Annotated in this window: 18 protein-coding genes and 1 riboswitch; of the genes, 12 read left to right on the top strand and 6 right to left on the bottom strand. The window is 76.4% G+C overall.

Going from position 1 to position 16,710, the window contains the following annotated elements:
* Positions 1-1,864: DNA translocase FtsK (locus VM242_06420; GenBank protein ID HVM04787.1), on the top strand; the 1,864-nt coding region annotated here is incomplete at its 5' end.
* A gap of 19 nt (positions 1,865-1,883) precedes the next feature.
* Here VM242_06420 and VM242_06415 read toward each other — a convergent pair.
* The 4 genes from VM242_06415 to VM242_06400 form a co-directional block, all read right to left on the bottom strand.
* Positions 1,884-2,345, bottom strand: coding sequence for a hypothetical protein (locus VM242_06415; protein HVM04786.1), 462 nt, complete (start codon positions 2,343-2,345; stop codon positions 1,884-1,886).
* Positions 2,346-2,391: 46 nt separating this feature from the next.
* Positions 2,392-3,318, bottom strand: coding sequence for a hypothetical protein (locus VM242_06410; GenBank protein ID HVM04785.1), 927 nt, complete (start codon positions 3,316-3,318; stop codon positions 2,392-2,394).
* Positions 3,319-3,506: 188 nt separating this feature from the next.
* The gene (locus VM242_06405; GenBank protein ID HVM04784.1) at positions 3,507-4,382 is read right to left on the bottom strand and encodes a hypothetical protein; all 876 of its coding nucleotides are present in this window, start codon (positions 4,380-4,382) and stop codon (positions 3,507-3,509) included.
* A gap of 29 nt (positions 4,383-4,411) precedes the next feature.
* Positions 4,412-6,172 carry a prenyltransferase/squalene oxidase repeat-containing protein gene (locus tag VM242_06400; protein HVM04783.1) on the bottom strand — a complete coding sequence of 587 codons (1,761 nt, stop codon included), beginning with the start codon at positions 6,170-6,172 and terminating at the stop codon, positions 4,412-4,414.
* Positions 6,173-6,227: 55 nt separating this feature from the next.
* Positions 6,228-6,363, bottom strand: a riboswitch (cobalamin riboswitch).
* A gap of 63 nt (positions 6,364-6,426) precedes the next feature.
* Here VM242_06400 and VM242_06395 point away from each other — a divergent pair.
* Genes VM242_06395 through VM242_06385 form a run of 3 tightly spaced genes read left to right on the top strand, consistent with a single transcriptional unit; the run spans position 6,427 to position 9,916 of the window.
* Complete coding sequence (locus tag VM242_06395) at positions 6,427-7,476, top strand: hypothetical protein (GenBank protein HVM04782.1); 1,050 nt, start codon at positions 6,427-6,429, stop codon at positions 7,474-7,476.
* Positions 7,458-9,068 (top strand): ABC transporter ATP-binding protein, encoded by a 1,611-nt coding sequence (locus VM242_06390; GenBank protein HVM04781.1) that lies wholly within the window; start codon positions 7,458-7,460, stop codon positions 9,066-9,068. The genes VM242_06395 and VM242_06390 overlap by 19 nt, the downstream gene beginning before the upstream one ends.
* Positions 9,065-9,916, top strand: coding sequence for an ECF transporter S component (locus VM242_06385; GenBank protein ID HVM04780.1), 852 nt, complete (start codon positions 9,065-9,067; stop codon positions 9,914-9,916). Before VM242_06390 ends, VM242_06385 begins: the two co-directional genes overlap by 4 nt.
* Before the next feature lie 19 nt (positions 9,917-9,935).
* Here VM242_06385 and VM242_06380 read toward each other — a convergent pair whose 3' ends face one another.
* The gene (locus VM242_06380) at positions 9,936-10,265 is read right to left on the bottom strand and encodes a hypothetical protein (protein HVM04779.1); all 330 of its coding nucleotides are present in this window, start codon (positions 10,263-10,265) and stop codon (positions 9,936-9,938) included.
* A 94-nt stretch (positions 10,266-10,359) separates the two neighbouring features.
* Here VM242_06380 and thrB point away from each other — a divergent pair, with 94 nt between their 5' ends.
* The 4 genes from thrB to VM242_06360 are packed head-to-tail and all read left to right on the top strand — an operon-like array spanning position 10,360 to position 12,860.
* Entirely contained in the window at positions 10,360-11,226 is an 867-nt protein-coding gene (gene thrB, locus VM242_06375) for a homoserine kinase (GenBank protein ID HVM04778.1), read from the top strand.
* A 9-nt stretch (positions 11,227-11,235) separates the two neighbouring features.
* Positions 11,236-11,388, top strand: a complete 153-nt coding sequence (locus VM242_06370) for a DUF5679 domain-containing protein (protein ID HVM04777.1) — start codon at positions 11,236-11,238, stop codon at positions 11,386-11,388.
* 27 nt (positions 11,389-11,415) lie between these two features.
* On the top strand, positions 11,416-11,766 hold the full coding sequence (gene queF, locus VM242_06365) for a preQ(1) synthase (GenBank protein ID HVM04776.1): 351 nt from the start codon (positions 11,416-11,418) through the stop codon (positions 11,764-11,766).
* Positions 11,715-12,860 carry a serine hydrolase domain-containing protein gene (locus VM242_06360; GenBank protein HVM04775.1) on the top strand — a complete coding sequence of 382 codons (1,146 nt, stop codon included), beginning with the start codon at positions 11,715-11,717 and terminating at the stop codon, positions 12,858-12,860. Before queF ends, VM242_06360 begins: the two co-directional genes overlap by 52 nt.
* Positions 12,861-12,893: 33 nt before the next feature.
* Here the strand turns inward: VM242_06360 and VM242_06355 are convergent, their stop codons facing one another.
* Positions 12,894-13,157: a NifU N-terminal domain-containing protein gene (locus VM242_06355; protein HVM04774.1), complete on the bottom strand. Its 264-nt coding sequence runs from the start codon at positions 13,155-13,157 to the stop codon at positions 12,894-12,896.
* A gap of 68 nt (positions 13,158-13,225) precedes the next feature.
* Here VM242_06355 and rimO point away from each other — a divergent pair, with 68 nt between their 5' ends.
* The 4 genes from rimO to VM242_06335 form a co-directional block, all read left to right on the top strand.
* Positions 13,226-14,473, top strand: a complete 1,248-nt coding sequence (gene rimO / locus VM242_06350) for a 30S ribosomal protein S12 methylthiotransferase RimO (GenBank protein ID HVM04773.1) — start codon at positions 13,226-13,228, stop codon at positions 14,471-14,473.
* A 7-nt stretch (positions 14,474-14,480) separates the two neighbouring features.
* Positions 14,481-15,050 carry a CDP-diacylglycerol--glycerol-3-phosphate 3-phosphatidyltransferase gene (gene pgsA, locus VM242_06345; GenBank protein ID HVM04772.1) on the top strand — a complete coding sequence of 190 codons (570 nt, stop codon included), beginning with the start codon at positions 14,481-14,483 and terminating at the stop codon, positions 15,048-15,050.
* Positions 15,040-16,293 carry a competence/damage-inducible protein A gene (locus VM242_06340; GenBank protein ID HVM04771.1) on the top strand — a complete coding sequence of 418 codons (1,254 nt, stop codon included), beginning with the start codon at positions 15,040-15,042 and terminating at the stop codon, positions 16,291-16,293. Before pgsA ends, VM242_06340 begins: the two co-directional genes overlap by 11 nt.
* Positions 16,294-16,375: 82 nt before the next feature.
* Positions 16,376-16,710, top strand: a 335-nt coding sequence (locus tag VM242_06335) for a 2'-5' RNA ligase family protein (GenBank protein ID HVM04770.1), incomplete at its 3' end; no start/stop codon positions are given.

The following is a 16,710-nucleotide window of genomic DNA, read 5'->3' as shown; positions in this document are numbered from 1 at the left end:
GGTCCTCGTCAGCGTGGCCGTGGTCGCCGTCCTCGTCCTCACCCGGACCCCGGCGCGCGCCGCCGCCGACCGGGTGGGGACCGCCTCCTCGGCCGCCGGCCGGGGCGCGGTGGGCGTCGCCCGCCGGCTCGCCGGCGCCGGGCACCGCAGGGAGCTCGACGAGGGCGCCCGGCGCCACCCCGCCTCGCGCCCGCCCGCCGCCGACCCCCCAGCCGAGGTGGGCGAGGCCGATGAGCCGTCGCCCCTCGCCGACGAGGACCTTCAGCGCGCCCCCGAGGTGCACGTCCCGGACGCTCCCGTGCCGCCCGGCGACCAGCTGTCGATCGACCTGGGGCCGGCCGCCGCCCCCACGCCGTGGCGCCTGCCGCCCCTCCAGCTGCTGAAGCGCCCGAAGTCCGCCGAGATCGACCACCGGGTGCTGGACGCCCGGGGCCGCACCCTGGAGGAGGCCCTGGCCGCCCACGGCGTGGAGACCCGCCTCCTGGGCAAGACGGTCGGCCCCACCGTCACCCGCTACGAGCTCGAGCTCGGGCCCGGCGTCAAGGTGGCCCGCGTCACCAGCCTCCAGAAGGACATCGCCTACGCCATGGCGGCGCCCGACATCCGGCTGCTGGCCCCCATCCCCGGGCGCTCGGCCATCGGCGTCGAGGTCCCCAACGTCACCCGCCAGCTGGTCACCCTGGGCGACGTGCTCGCCTCGCCCGAGGCCCAGCCCGCCCGCCATCCGTTGGAGGTGGCGCTGGGCCGGGACATCGCCGGCCGCGGGGTCATCGAGAGCCTGGCCGCCATGCCGCACATCCTCATCGCCGGCGCCACCGGGGCGGGCAAGTCGAGCTGCCTCAACTCGATGCTGACGTCGGTCCTGCTGCGGGCCACGCCCGACCAGGTCCGCATGATCCTGGTCGACCCCAAGCGGGTCGAGCTCAACCAGTACAACGGCCTGCCCCACCTGCTGACGCCGGTGGTGGTCAACCCCCGCAAGGCGGCCAACGCCCTGGCGTGGGCCGTCACCGAGATGGAGCGGCGGACCGACCTGCTGGCCGAGGTCGGCGTCCGCGACATCTCCGGCTACAACGCCGCCTACGACCGCGGCGACCTCACGCGCGAGCAGGCGCCGGGCATCCCGGCCGCCGTCGAGCACACCCGCCTGCCGTACGTGCTGGTGGTGGTGGACGAGCTCAACGACCTGATGATGGTGGCGGCCCGGGACGTGGAGGAGTCGATCTGCCGCATTGCCCAGATGGGCCGGGCCTTCGGCATCCACCTGGTGATCGCCACCCAGCGGCCGTCGGTGGACGTCATCACCGGCGTCATCAAGGCCAACGTGCCGTCCCGGCTGGCGTTCGCGGTGTCGTCGCTGGCCGACAGCCGCGTCATCCTCGACCAACCGGGCGCCGAGCGCCTGGTGGGCAAGGGCGACATGCTGCTCCTCACGGCGTCGTCCAACGTGCCGCGGCGCATCCAGTCCCCGTGGGTGAGCGAGGACGAGGTCCGGGCGGTGGTCTCCCACTGGCGCCGGCTGGCGCAGCCCCGCTACGTCGACGGCGTGGAGGGCGACGGCCCCGACGGCGGGACGCCCGGCGGTGGTGGCAGGTCGGGCGGCGCAGGGTCGTCGGGTGACGAGGACGACGACGGGATGGTGGCCGCCGCCATGGACCTCGTCGTGCGCTCCCAGCTCGGGTCCACGTCCATGCTCCAGCGCAAGCTGCGCGTGGGCTTCGCCCGGGCGGGGCGGATCATGGACCTGCTGGAGCAGAAGGGCGTGGTCGGCCCGTCCGAGGGGTCCAAGCCCCGGGCCGTGCTGATGTCGGTGGAGGAGCTGGAGTCCCCGGAGAGCGGGGCGTCGTCGCCGGTGGGCGGCTAGCCCGGCTGGCCCGCCACCGCTACAGCGGCAGGCCGGGCACCTGGACGGCGGGGATGAACGCGATCTCCTGCACCAGCACCCCGAACTCCTCGGGCAGGGCCTCCACGGTGAGCTGGCGGCCGCCGCCGGCCACCGACACCGGGCAGCCCAGCTGGTCCTCGTCCACCTCGAGGCTGGTCTCGAAGAAGCGCTCGAAGTGCGACTTCTTCGCGCCGATCGAGAAGCTCCCTCCCACCGGGGCGTGGACCTCGAAGCCGGCGTTGGCGAAGAACTGCTTGGTGCGGGCAACCTGCGCCACCGCCACCGGGACCTTCATCTCCTTGGGCTGCTCGTCCTTGGCCGTCGTGATGTTGACGCCCTCGGGCACGGCCACCTTGACGGCGGGGCCGGACTCGTACGCCTCCTCGGGAGCGCGCTCGGCGGCCGGCTTGAGCTGCACCACGGCGGAGATCCAGCGGTCGGTGTTGCGATCGAAATCCACGCCGGCAGCCTACCTGCGTCCCCCCTCCTAGTTCGGCGCCGGCCCGTCACCCGACCCTGACCTCGATCAGCTCGCCGGTGTGCTCCGGCCCGTCGTCGGGCCGACGGGCGCAGCCGACGAGGTAGTGGCCGGGCTCCAGGTCGATGGTCAGGAAGATCGTCGAGCCGGCGGGCACGTCGAAGACGTTGCCGGCGATGGCCGCCGGCAGGGTGTCGGGATAGCCGGGAGCGGGCGGCACCTCGCCCTCGAAGAGCGACGTGTAGGCGGCGTCGATCTCGGCGTAGGTCGTGGTGGGGGACCGCTTGCGGGCCACCAGCACCTCGTGCGGGCCGCCGGCGCCCGACCGGACCTCGAGGGTGGTGCGCCCGGCGGGCAGCGCCGCCGGGCCGGTGATGGTGCCGCCCTCGATGGCGTACGCCGCCGCGGGCGACGGCGCCGGCGGGCGGGCGTCGCCCTCGGTCACCTCCAGCTCGGCCACCATCCCCTTGGCCGAGTGGGGGACGTCCTCGCCCGCGGTGGGCACGAAGCACATGACGGCGTACGTCCCTGCCGCCAGGAACGGCGTGGTGACCTCCATCGCCTCCCCGGGCCCGAGCAGCCCGCCGGGGGCGTCGAGCTCCTTCTCGAAGACCTGCTCGAAGGCGGCGGCGTCCTCGGAGGCGAGCGCCTCGATCACGTCGTCCACCGTCTTGTCGCTGCGGAGGAGGCCGAAGCCGGCCATGTGGACCTCGCGACCGCCGTTGCGGAAGGCGACGGTGCCGGTGCCGGCGACCAGCGGGCCGCCGACGTCGAAGCCGTACTCCCGCATGCCGATCGTGACGATGTTGGCGGCGGTGGCCTCCGTGGTCGGGGGGACGGCTGCCGTCGTCGACGACTCCCGGGCGGCGTCGCCGTCGCCGTCGCCGGTGCAGCCGGCGAGGAGGACGGCAGCGACGGTCGCGGCGAGCAGCCTGGGCGGGCGGCGTGGGGTCAAGCGACGCTCCTTGGTCGGGCCGCCTCCGCCGGTGGAGGGCCCGCCGGGAACATACCGCCGAGGCGCCCTCACCCGCCGGGCCGCCCCGCGGGCGTCCGGCACCAGGAATCGACACCCCGGTGCCGGTTCCTGGTGCCAGACGGCGGCCGGCACCGCTCCGGACCACCGCGCCGTCACCGGCCGGGCCGTCACCCCCCGGGCCGGTTGCGCCGGCGGCGGGCGGCCGCCGACCAGCCCGCCAGCCCGGCGAGGGTGGCGGCGAACGCCGCCAGGCCCCACCGGCCCCCGCCTTCGGTGCCCCGGCGGGGGGACGAGGCCAGGCCGTCGCCCGCTGGAGCGGTGGTGGTGGCGGCGGCCGACGGCACGGGCCCCTCGGGCGGGGTCGGCGCCGGCGAGCCGCCGGCCGCGGCGGTGGGCGCCGTCGTGGTGGCCGCCGGTGCGGTGGTCGCCGTGGCCGGCGGCCGGGGGCTCGGGCGACCGATGGTCGTCGTCGCCGCGCCGGGCCCCGGGGCGGTGGTCACCGGGGAGGCGGCGGTCATCGACGTCGACGCCGTCGTCGTGGCCGCCGCCGTCGACGAAATGGTCGTCGCCGCCACCTCGCCGCACACCTCGGCGACGGTCGCGAACGGCGGCGTGCCGCCGGTGCCCCAGCGCCACCCCTCCACGTCACCGTCGCGCACCGTCGTGCTCGACGCCCCCACCCCCGAGGTCCGCAGGGCGGCCGTCCCCGAGGTGGCGCGGCTGTAGCTCCAGAACCTCCCGGCCGGGTCGCAGGTCAGGCACGACTCGTCGCCTGGGCACCCCGTCCCGCACAGCGCGCACACCGCCGCCCCCTTGCCGGCGAAGGCGCGCAGGACGGGGTCGGTGCCGGCCCGCACGAGCGCCTCGATGCCCGTCAGCGACTCCTCGGTGAAGCGCACGCACACCCGGCGCACCTCGGTGCCGGTGTCGACGACGACCGCCGCCCGGTGCTCGGGCGGGGGCTGGGCGACGGCGGCGCCGGCCCCGGGCGCCTGGTCGAGGGCGGCGAGCGACATGCCGGCGGTGGCTGCCGCCGCCGCCACGCGCCGCGCCGCGGCCGGTCGCACGGCGCTCAGGGCGAGACGCCGACGACCGGGGCGGCCAGGCGGGGCAGCCCGCCGGCGCGCCGGCGGTCCGCCCCCGACGGTGCGACCCCGCCGTCGGCCGACACCAGGAGGTAGCCGTCGCCGGCGAGGGTGGGGAGGATGGCGACCGTGCCCGTCGACGGCGACGGGTGGCTGACGGCGCTCCGGCCGTGGTACCGGGCGCCGCCGAAGGCGAACACCCCGCCGTCGCGGCCGACCAGCCAGTAGCCCGGTCCGCTCGCCGCCGACGCCATGGCGGTGACCGGCGCGGCCAGGGGGAGCGACGCCGCCGACCCGGCGAAGGCGGCGTCGCCGAAGGCGAACACCCCGCCGTCGTCCGCCACCAGCCGGTAGCCGCGACCCGACGGGGTGGCCGCCATGCCCACCACGGGACGGTTGAGGGCCAGCGCCCCGGTCGAACCGAGGTAGGGGGCGTCCCCGAAGGCGAACACGCCGCCGTCGGAGGCCACCAGCCAGTAGCCGCGGCCCGACGGCGTGGCCGCCATCGCCACCACGGGACGGTTCAGTCGCAGCGCCCCGGTGGAGCCGAGGAAGGGGGCGTCGCCGAAGGCGAACACCCCGCCGTCGTCCGCCACCAGCCAGTAGCCCTGGCCGCCGGGGCGGGAGGCCATGCCCACCACCGGCCGGTTGAGCCGCAGCCCGCCGGCCGACCCGAGGAAGGGCGAGCCGAAGGCGAACACCCCACCGTCGGCCGCCACCAGGCGGTAACCGTCGTCGGCGCAGTAGGCGGGGGCCCGCACCACCGGGAGCCAGCGGCGGGTGAGCGCCTGCACGGCCTGCGAGGTGGCGAAGGTGTTCACGCCGAACGAGTCGTTGGGGCCGGCGACGTGGCCGTCGGGCGCCTGGCGGGCGGCCAGCGAGGCGGCCGCCGCCGGCCAGCACGTCGCCACGTCCCGGCCCGCCGCCGTCAGCCCGAGGATGGCGAGGGCGGTGGCGTTGGGGTCCTCGGCGCCGAACGCCGCCCACCCGCCGGTGGGCAGCCGGTTGGCGGCCAGGAAGGCGACGGCGCGGCGCACCGGCTCGTCGAACGGGTCGACGCCCGCCGCCGCCAACGCCTGGAGGGCGAGCCCGGTGGTGTCGACGTCGACGTCGCTGCCCTTGGGGTCGCCGGCGAAGTTCCAGCCCCCGTTCGCCTGCTGGGCGGCCAGGACGAACGCCCGGGTGGCGGCGGGCACGGCGCGCCCGGCCAGGCGGGAGGCCAGCACCGCGTAGAGCGTGGCGTTCAGGGCACCCGGCGGGCCGAACGAACCGTCGGCGTTGGCGCCCGAGTCCATGCGGGCGACGAGGTTGGCGGCACCGTCGCCCTGCGGGTCGAAGGCGGCGGGGTCGAAGCCGAGCGGGGCCACGGCCAGCACGACCAGCTTGGCCGCCTGGCCGGCCGACGGGGTGGTCTCGGCCAGGTCGTCGAGGTAGTCGAGGGGCGTGCGGCCGTCCTTCACCGTGGCCGCCACCGCCGCCCGGGCCTGGGCGCTGCTCCAGGAGGGACCGGTCTGGGCCGCCTCGGCGATGGCGAGCACGGCGTCTGGCGTCTCGAAGCCCGGGAAGCCGGCCGTCTCGAAGCCGCCGTCGGGCTGCTGGTTCGCCTCGAGGAAGGCCACCGCCCGAGCGGCGTCGAAGGGCGGGGCGAGGACCGTGCCGCTGGCGGCGGCGGGCCCAACGGGCACGGCGGGCACCAGCGCGAGCGCGAGCGCGCTGAGGACGACGGCGAGGGTGATGCGGCGGGACATGTCTTGCCTCCGTTGGCCCCGTTCCACGAGGGCCGGCCAAGGTGTGACGGACGCCGTTGGATCCGGCGTGCAGGGCGGGCGTCCTGGCTCCCGGCCCCGGGGGACCGGTCACAGTTGCGGGTCAGCGTCGGTCTCGCACCGACTTCCCCCGTCCCGCCCCGAGGGGCGGGACCACCACCGGCATCCGGACCGGCGGCGACCTCTGCCGGGGCGTGACATTACGCCTCCGCCCCGAGCCCGTCCACAATGTCGCCGTGCGCCCCGCGTCCCCGCCCCTGCACGCCGTGGCCTGGCTGGTGTGGGCCGTCGCCGCGGCGGCCAGCGTGGAGCTGGCGACGAGCCCGGTCTACGTCGCCGTGGTGGTGGGCGTGGCGTTTGTCGTCGTCTCCGTGCACGGGGAGGACACGCCGCTGGCCCGGGCCTTCCCCCTGCTGCTCTCCGTGGGGCTGGCCTTCGCCCTGCTCCGGGTGGTCCTCACCGCGGCCACCACCCACACCGGCGCCGACGCCCTGTTCACCACGCCGTCGTTCACCCTGCCCCGGCTCCTGGGCGGGTTCGAGGTCGGCGGCCCCGTCGAGCTGGGCGTGGTGCTCCAGTCGGCGGCCGAGGGCTTCGCCATCGTGGGCGTCATGGCCGTCTTCGGCGCCTTCAACGCCGTGGTGTCCCACCACGAGCTGGTGCAGTCGGCACCGCGTGCGTTCTACGAGCCGGGGCTGATCCTCACCGTCTCGATCGCCTTCGTCCCCGCCACGGTGGCGACGGTGGCCCGCGTGCGGGAGGCCGACCGGGCCCGGACGGGCGGGCGGGTGGTGCGGCGGGGCCGCCTGCTCCGGCTCGTCGTCCCGGTGATGGAGACGGCGCTCGAGCGGGCCCTGCTGCTGGCCGAGTCGATGGACGCCCGGGGGTTCGCCTCGGGCCCGCCGACCCGGGCCGACCGGGTCGCCGGGTGGTGCGTGCTCGCCGCCCTGGCCGGGCTGGGCGGCGCCTTCGTCGCCCTGGTGGGCCGGGCCCGGGGCGCCGCCCTGGCCCTGGGGCTGGTGGGTGTGTTTGCGGTGGCGGCGGCCGTGGCGGTGGCCTCGCGCCGGTCGGCCCGCCCGCGCTACCGGGCCCGCCGGATGGGCGCCCGGGACTGGGCGGTGGCGGCCGTCTCGCTGGCCGCGCCGGCCGGCCTGGCCGTGCTGGCGCTCTCCGGCGACGAGACCCTGCGGTGGGCGGCCAGCCCGCTGCGGCTCCCCGAGTTCGACCCGGCCGCCGGCCTGGCCCTCGCCGCGCTCACCGTGCCGGCGTGGCGGGCGTCGCCGTGACGGCGCCCGCCCTCGACTACCGCGGCGTCGGCTTCGCCTATCCGGGCGGCGACCCCGTGCTGGCGGGCGTCGACCTGGCCGTGCGGGCGGGCGAGATCCTGCTCGTCGCCGGGCCGTCGGGGTCGGGCAAGAGCACGCTCCTGCGCTGCGCCAACGGCCTGGTGCCCCACGCCACCGGCGGCCGGTTCCGGGGCGAGGTCGTGACGCTCGGCCGCTCGACCAGGTCCCACCCGCCCCGCCGCCTGGCCGACGCGGTCGGCTTCGTCCATCAGGACCCGGAGTCGCACTTCGTGGTGGACCGGGTGGAGGGCGACATCGCCTTCGTGCTGGAGAACCTGGGCATGGCCCCCGTCGCCATGCGCCGGCGGGTGGAGGAGGTGCTCGACGCCCTCGGCATCGCCCACCTGCGGGACCGGTCGCCGGGGACGCTCTCGGGGGGCGAGCAGCAGCGCTGCGCCATCGCCGGGGCGCTGGCGGCCGGCCCGGCCGCCCTCGTGCTGGACGAGCCCACGTCCCAGCTCGACCCCCAGGGGGCGGAGGACGTGCTGGCCGCCGTCGCCCGGCTCAACGCCGATCTCGGCACGACCGTCGTGCTGGCCGAGCACCGCCTCGAGCGCGCCGCCCCCCTGGCCGACCGCGCCGTCCTGGTCGCCGGGCCCGGCGCCGCCGCGACGAGGTTGGCGCCGGGGCCGGTGGGCGACGTCCTGGCCGCCTATCCGGGGGCGCCGAGCGTCACCCGGTTGGGCCGGCTGCTCGGCTGGGACCCGCCGCCGCTCACCGTCCGCGACGCTCGTCGCCTGGCCGGCGCCGACCCCCGCCTCGCCGGTCCTCCCCCCGCCGCCGCGGCGCTCCCGACGCCGGGCGGCACGGTGGTGGCGGCCCGGGGCGTCGGCGTGTCGCTGGGCGGCCGGGCGGTGCTGAAGGACGTGGACGTCGACGTGCGCCGGGGCGAGGTCGTGGCCCTCCTGGGCCGCAACGGCTCGGGCAAGACGACGCTCCTGCGTGTCCTCGCCGGCCTGCTGGCGCCGGGCCGGGGCGAGGTGCGCTCAGCCGGCCGCGCCGCCTACGTTCCCCAGGACCCCGACGCCCTGCTCCTCGGCCCGACGGTGCGGGCCGACGTCGCCACCACGCCCCGCCTCCTCGGGGGCCGCGACCCCGAGGCGGTCGACGAGTGGCTGGCCGCCCTCGACCTCGGCGCGCTGGCCGACCGCCACCCCCGCCGGCTCTCGGCCGGACAGCGCCAGCGGGTGGCGGTGGCCGCCATCGCCGTGGGTCGGCCCGACGTCCTCCTGCTGGACGAGCCGACCCGGGGGATGGACGCGCCGTCGAGAGCCGCCCTCGAGCGGGCGGTGGCGGGCGTGGCGGCGCGGGGGGGCGCCGTCGTCCTCGCCACCCACGACGTCGAGCTGGCCGCCCGGTGCGCCACCCGCGTGGTGGTGCTCGGCGACGGCGACGTGGTGGCCGACGGGCCGAGCCGCACCGTGTTGGCCGGCTCGCTGTTCGCGCCGCAGGTCCTGCGGGTGGCGCCCCCGTTCCTCACCGTCGAGGAGGTGGCGGCCTCCCTCGCCGCCCCGGCACGGGGCGACCGGTGACCCCAGGCATCCGCCCCGCCGTCGTCTACGCCCTGGTGGTGGCCGTCGGGGCAGGGGCGTTCCTCTACCCGTTCTGGCTCCCCCGGGAGGCGCTGCCCGCCACCGCCCACGCCGGCGACGCGCCGCTGGTCGCCGCCGTCGTCGGCGTGCTGGTCGTGGCCGCCGTCACGCTGGAGCTGCGGCGGGGAGCGATGAACGGCGCCGCCGTCGCCGTCCTCGGCGTGCTGTCGGCCATCGGCGGCCTGCTGCGCCTGCTCGACCTGCCGGGCGGCGGCAGCGGGATCTTCTTCCTGGTCGTCCTCGCCGGTGCCGCCTTCGGGGCCCGCTTCGGCATGCTGCTCGGCCTGTGCGCCATGGCGACGTCGGCCGTGCTCACCGGAGGCATCGGCCCGTGGCTCCCGTTCCAGATGCTGGCCCTGGGCTGGATGGGCGCCGCCGCCGGGCTGGTCGGCCTGGTGACCCGCCGCCTGCCCGTGGCCGGCGAGGTCGCCGTGCTCGCCGCCTTCGCCTGGGTCTGGGGATTCGTGTTCGGGGCGATCATGAACCTGTGGTTCTGGCCCTTCGCCCTCGGCGACGGGGCGCTGTCGTGGGTGCCCGGCATGTCGCTCGGCGAGACCCTGCGTCGGTACTGGTCGTTCTACGTGGCCACGTCGCTGGCATGGGACGCGGCGGCCGCGCTGACCAACGCGGTGCTCGTCGCCGTCACCGGCCGCCCGCTGCTGGCGTCGCTGCGGCGCGTCGCCGGCCGCCTGGCGCCCGTCGTGGAGCTCGAACCGCTGCCCGGACGCGACGAAGGCGCCCTCTTCGTTGAGGGCGCCTCCGTTGGGGGTGGGGGAGCGGCGGTCTAGAAAGGGACAGGGGGAGTTGCTAGGCGGCTCGGCCCATGGGGCTGCGCCGCACGTGCCGGACCTCGGGCTCCTCGCCCTCGGACGTGCCGAGCCAGTGGAAGGCGGCCCGCCAGACGCTGGTGGCGCCGGCGATGGTCACGCCGGTGAGGAAGGTGCCCATCCAGCTCTCGCGAAGGGCGACGTTCCAACCCTCGAACAGCGAGTAGTCGATGGCGAACGCACCGACGACGCCGACGAGCAGGGTGACGAAGCCGTGGAGCTTGGTGGTGCCGGGTGCCAGATCCTCGACGGCGTCGACGATCTTGAACAGAGCCAGCCCGAGCAGCAGGGTCACGGCGAAGGTGTACATGTCCGGTGGTTCCTCCTGACGGGAGGTCGTGGGTTCCCGTCGAAGATTGGACCGTTCGCATGGCGGGCGGGTAACAGCGCGTACGGTGCCGTCCGTGCGTGCCCGGGCGCCCGCTTCCTCCGCCAATCTGGGGCCCGGCTTCGACACCCTGGCCGTGGCCCTCGCCCTCCACGTGGAGGTGACGGTGGAGGACGCCGACGCGCTCACCGTGGTCACCGAAGGAGAGGGCTCGGAGCTCCCGGCCGACGCCTCGCACCTGGCCGCCCGCATCGCCGCCGGGGTGGTCGGCCACGACCGCCTGCGCGTCACCGTGCGGTCGGCCATCCCGGTGGGGCGGGGCCTGGGGTCGTCGGCCGCGCTGGCCGCCGCGGCGGCCGCCGCGGCCGGCGCCCCCGACCCGCTGGCCGTCGCCATCGCCACCGACGGGCACCCCGACAACGCGGCGGCGACCGTCCTCGGCGGGCTGGTGGCGGCGGCCACGGTGGACGGCGCGGCGGTGACCCGCCGGCTCCCGCTCGACCCCGGTCTCGCCTTCGTGGTCCTGGTGCCCGAGCGCCGGCTCCCCACCGAGGAGGCGCGCGGCGCGCTGCCGGCGACCGTCCCCCACGCCGACGCCGCGTTCAACCTGGGCCGCCTGGCCCTGCTCGTCGCCGGCCTGGCCGACCGCCGGCTGCTGGTGCGCCAGGCGGCCGAGGACCGCCTGCACCAGGCCCAGCGGGCGCCCCTGTTCCCGGAGGCGGCCGCCCTGCTCGACGGGCTGGTCGAGGCCGGCGCGCTGGCGTCGTGCTGGTCGGGCGCGGGCCCCAGCCTGCTCGGCGTCTGCGATGCCGAGGGGGCGGACGACGTGCGGGCCCGGGGCGACGAGCTGCTGGCCGCCGCCGGCGTCCCCGGCCGGGCCCTGCGGCTGGCTCCCGACCTCGACGGGCTGGTCGTGGACGGCACCCCGGTGGCCGTCGGCTAGCGTCGTCGGATGGCCAGTTACGAGGGTTACTGCGTGAAATGCCGCGAGAAGCGCCAGTTCGACGGCCAGGAGGTCGAGATGGCGAACGGCCGGCGGGCGGCCCAGGGGTCGTGCCCCGAGTGCGGGACGAAGATGAACCGCATGCTCGGCAAGAACGCCTGACCGCCAGCTCGGCACCGCCTCCCCGGGTTGCCCACCCGCCCGTCACGCGAGCTCCGCGCCGTCCCGAACCCGCACCCGGGCCGGGACTACGAGGTGCGCTGCACCACGCCCGAGCTCACGTGCGTGTGCCCCGTGACGGGCCAGCCCGACTTCGCCACCGTCACCATCACCTACGTGCCGGACCGGTCCATCGTCGAGCTGAAGTCGCTCAAGGCGTACCTGTGGAGCTACCGGGATGAGGGCGCGTTCCACGAGGACGTCACCAACCGCATCCTCGACGACCTGGTCGCCGCCATCGGGCCGCGCCGCATGACGGTGACGACCGACTGGCTGGTGCGGGGCGGCATCACCACGTCGGTGCGGGCCGAGCACCCCTGAGCGCGTCGCTCGACCTGTCCCGCACGTCGGCCGCCGTCGAGCACGGCGCCGAGGAGGGCACGTCGGTCGGCGCCCAGGTGGGCGTCTGGTTCCGGGGCGACACGGCCACGCTGGTGTCGGGGCTCGCCGCACCCGGGCGCGCCATGGCGGGCGACACGCTGCTGCCCTGGTTCTCGGTCACCAAGGTGCTGGTCGGCCTGTCGGTGATGCAGCAGTGGGAGCGCGGGCGGCTCGACCCCGACGACGCCGTAGCCGCCCACGTCCCCGAGTTCGGCGCCAACGGCAAGGAGCGGGTGACGCTGCGCCACCTCCTCACCCACACCGCCCGCCTCGCCGCCGCGGTGGGCGACGACTCGTGGCCGGGGCTGCTCGACACGGCCTGCGCGTCGCCCCTGGCCGAGGGGTGGGAGCCCGGCCGGAGGGCCGCCTACTCGCCCCAGCTGGCCTACAGCGTGCTGGGCGAGGTGGTCCAGCGCCTCGACGGTCGGCCGCTCGACGCGTACGTGAGCGAGGAGGTGTTCGAGCCGCTCGGGATGGCCGACTCCTGGCTCGCCCTGCCGCCCGAGCGCTACGAGGCCTACGGCGACCGCGTGGGCGTGATGTACGACACCAAGCGGGACGGGCCGGGCCCCGTCCCGTCGCTCGCCCGGGCGTCGGGGTTCGAGCGGACGCGGCCGAGCAGCAGCGGCGTGGGACCGGCCGCCGACCTGGTGCGGCTGCTCGTCGCCCTGCTCCACAAGGGCGAGCTGGACGGCGTGCGGGTGCTGTCACCCCAGGGCGCCGACACCATGTGCGCCCGCCACCGCTCCGGCCTGGAGGACGAGACGTTCGGCGAGCACGTCGACTGGGGCCTGGGCGTGATCGTGAACTCGTGGCACTACCGGCGCCGGCCGGCGCCGTACGGCTTCGGCGACCACGCGTCGCCGCGCGCCTTCGGGCACGGCGGCAACCAGTCGTCGGTGGCCTTCGCCGACCCCGACGCCGGGCTGGCGGCGGTGGTGATCTTCAACGGCATGGCGGGAGAGGCCCGCCACCACCGGCGCACCCAGCGGGTGGTCAACGCGATCTACGAGGACCTCGGCCTGGCCGGCTGACCGCGCCGCGTCCCGGCGCCGCACCGAGCGCGGCTACAGGTGCTCGGTGGCCGCGTCCTGGACGGCGGTGACGATGGGCTCCCAGGCCGCGCCCGCCTGGCGGGTGACGGTGACGAAGTCGTTGACCCCGAAGATGGACGCCACCCCCGGTGCCGCGAAGACGGCCTCGGCGAAGGCGTTCCCGTCGGCCTCCGCCTCGGCCGCCGCGTTGAAGCTGAGGGTCCCCGGCAGTGTGACGTCCAGCTGGAAGCGGAGGGCGTTGGGGTTGGGCGACGGGGAGGGGACGGCGGTGGCCATGTCGGGATCGTACCGACCGCTCGGCGCCGGAGGATCGGGCGCCGGGGCCTCCGGTAGATTCGGGCCCCATGAGCGGGCGCTACTGGGTCGAGACCCTCGGGTGCCCGAAGAACCAGGTGGACTCCGACAAGCTGGTGGGCACCCTCGCCGACGACGGGATGACGCCCGCCCCCTCGGCCGCCGAAGCCGACCTCGTGGTGGTGAACACGTGCGCCTTCGTGGAGGCCGCCCGCCAGGAGTCCGTCGACACGGTGCTGGCGCTGGCCGATGCCAAGGCCGACGGCGCCCGCCTGGTCGTCACCGGCTGCCTGGCCGAGCGCTACGGCGACGAGCTGGCCGACGCCCTTCCCGAGGCCGACCTGGTGGCCGGCTTCGGCGTCCCGGTGACCCTCGGGCGCCGGCCGGCACCTGACGCGGCGAAGCTCGACCTGCTCAACCTGCCTCGCCCCCCGTCGGCGTCGCCGTGGGCCTACGTGAAGGTGGCCGAGGGGTGCGACCGCCACTGCGGGTTCTGCGCCATCCCGTCGTTCCGGGGCCGCCAGCGCTCGCGATCGGTGGAGTCCGTCCTCCACGAGGTGGACGCCCTCGGCGCCCGGGAGATCGTGCTCGTCGCCCAGGACCTGGCGTCGTACGGGAGGGACGACCCGTCGTTGGGGGCGGGCTCGATCGTGCCCCTGGTGGAGGCGGTGGCCGACCGGGTGGAGCGGGTGCGGTTGCTCTACCTGTACCCGTCCGACCTCACCGACGCCCTGGTCGCCGCCATCGGGGCCACGGGCGTCCCCTACTTCGACCTGTCGCTCCAGCACGCGTCCAGGCCGCTGCTGCGCCGGATGCGGCGGTGGGGCGACGGCGACCGCTTCCTGCGCCGCATCGCCACCATCCGGGAGCGGTACCCCGACGCCGCCTTCCGGTCCAGCTTCATCGTCGGCTACCCCGGCGAGACGGAGGCCGACCACGACGCCCTGCTCCGGTTCCTCGACCGGGCGCAGCTCGACTGGTGCGGCTTCTTCCCCTACTCCGAGGAGGACGGGACGTACGCCGCCTCCCTGGACGGCAGGGTCGAGGCGGGACTGATGTCCGAGCGCCTGGCCGAGGCCTCCGAGGTGCAGGACGCCATCACCGCGGCGCGCCGGCGGGCGCTGGTCGGGCACACTCTGCGGGTGCTCGTCGACCGGCCGGGGGTGGGCCGCAGCCACCGCGAGGCGCCCGAGATCGACGGCGTGGTGCGCGTCCCGCAAGAGCTGGCCGTGGGGACGACGTTCGAGGTGGTCGTCACCGCCGCCGTCGGCCCCGACCTCGAGGCGGAAGCGGCGTAGCGCCGGCATGGCCTCCATCCCCTTCGGGCCCACCGCCCTCGCCACGCCGGCCAACGCCGTCACCATCGCCCGCGTCGTGACCACGCCCGTCCTCCTGGCCATGATCCTGGGCGGCGGCGCCTCGTGGCCGGCGCTGGCGTTCTGGGTGGTGCTCTCGGGGACGGACTGGGTGGACGGCTACCTGGCCCGCCGCCAGGGGGTCACCCGCTCGGGCGCCTTCCTCGACCCCCTGGCCGACAAGTTCCTCGTGCTCGGCGCCATGTACGCGCTGGTGGCCGAGGGCCTGTTCTGGTGGGTGCCGGTCACGCTGATCGCCGTGCGGGAGGTCGTCATCAGCGTGTACCGCACGTGGATGGGGAAGCGGGGCGTGTGCATCCCCGCCCGCTGGTGGGCGAAGGTGAAGACGGTCGTGCAGCAGGTGGCGGTGGCCCTGGCCCTCCTGCCGCTCACCACCGACGAGTCCCTCGTGGCCTCGTTCGTCCTGTGGGTGAGCGTCGTGCTCGCCCTCGTCACCGGTGCGCAGTACCTGCTCGACTCCCGGAAGGTGATGGCGACCGAGCAGGGCCGTGCGGTGTGAGATCGTCGCCGTCGGCAGCGAGCTCCTGCTCGGCCAGACGGTGGACACCAACTCGGCGTGGCTGGCCGACAGGCTGGCGGCCCACGGCATCGACTGCTTCTTCCACACCACGGTGGGCGACAACGTGGGCCGCATCGCCTCCGTGCTGCGCGCCGCGCTGGGGCGGAACGACGCCGTCGTCGTCTGCGGAGGCCTGGGGCCGACCCAGGACGACGTCACCCGGGAGGCCGTCGCCGAGGTGGCCGGCGTGCCCCTCGAGCGCGACGAGGAGGTGCTCGAGCGCATCCGCAGCCTGTTCGAGCAGCGGGGCCGGGAGATGGCGGAGAGCAACTGCCGGCAGGCGGACGTGCCGCGCGGGGCCGTCGTCATCCCCCAGACGCGGGGGACGGCGCCCGGCCTGATCGTCGAGGTGGGCGGCGGCGTCATCTACGCCCTGCCCGGCGTCCCCGAGGAGCTGTGCGACATGGCCGAGCGGGCGGTGATGCCCGACCTGGCGGCCCGGGCCGGCACCCGGTCGACGATCGTCTCCCGGATGGTCCGCACCTGGGGCCTGGCCGAGTCGACCCTGGCCGAGCGGGTGGCGCCCCGCCTGGCCGCCCTCGACGAGGCGGGCGGCAACCCCACGCTCGCCTTCCTGGCCAGCGGCGTGGAGGGCATCAGGATCCGCATCACGGCCAAGGCGGAGACGCGGGAGGCGGCGCTGGCCATGGTCGAGGCGGAGGACGCCGAGCTGCGGGCCATCCTGGGCTCGCTGGTCTTCGGCGTGGACGACGACACCATGGAGGGCGCCGTCGGCGCGCTCCTGGAGGACGCCGGGATGACGCTGGGCCTGGCCGAGTCGATGACGGGCGGGCTGGTGGCGTCCCGCCTCATCAACGTGGCCGGCTCGAGCGCGTGGTTCCGGGGCTCGGTGGTCGCCTACGACTCGCAGGTGAAGTTCGACGTCCTGGACGTGCCCGAGGGGCCGGTGGTGAGCGAGGAGGCGGCGGCGGCCATGGCCGAGGGGGCGGCCAAGGTGCTGGGCGCCGACGTGGGCCTGTCGGTGACGGGCGTGGCCGGGCCGGCCGAGCAGGAGGGCCGGCCGGTGGGCACCGCCTACTTCGGGCTGTGCCTCGACGGGCACACCGAGGTGTCGCACCACCGGCTGCCCGGCGACCGCGAGCGCATCCGCCAGTTCGCCACCATCTCCATGCTGGACCTGCTCCGCCGGAGGCTGCTGGAGCGCCTCGGCCCCACCGGGTGAGCGCCGGGCCGGCGCCCGCCGGCCCCGGGGCCGGTTCCCGGAGGGCCCCGCCCCGGCACCGGGACGGTCGTGGGGGCCACCGGTGAGGTTGTTCGTGGCGGTGTGGCCGCCGGAGGACGTGGTGGCGGCGGTGGCGTCGGCCGTCGCCTCCCTGCGGGCCGCCCACCCCGACGAGGCGAAGGGGCTGCGGTGGACGGGGCCCGAGCAGTGGCACGTCACCCTGCGCTTCCTGGGCGAGGCCGACGTCGACCAGGCCCGGGCGGCGTTGCGCCGGGCCGCCTCGGAGGACGGGTTCGGGCCGGCGACCGCCGTCGCCGGGCCGGCCACGGGCCGGTTCGGGCGGCGGGTCCTGCACCTCCCGGTGGCGGGGCTGGGCGGGCTGGCCGCCGCGGTGGCGGCGGCCAGCCCGCCCAGCCC

Source organism: Acidimicrobiales bacterium, from assembly GCA_035540975.1.
In the GTDB taxonomy this organism is placed as follows: domain Bacteria; phylum Actinomycetota; class Acidimicrobiia; order Acidimicrobiales.
Note: the sequence above shows the minus strand (reverse complement) of the source record. Positions and strands in the feature narration are given on the sequence as shown.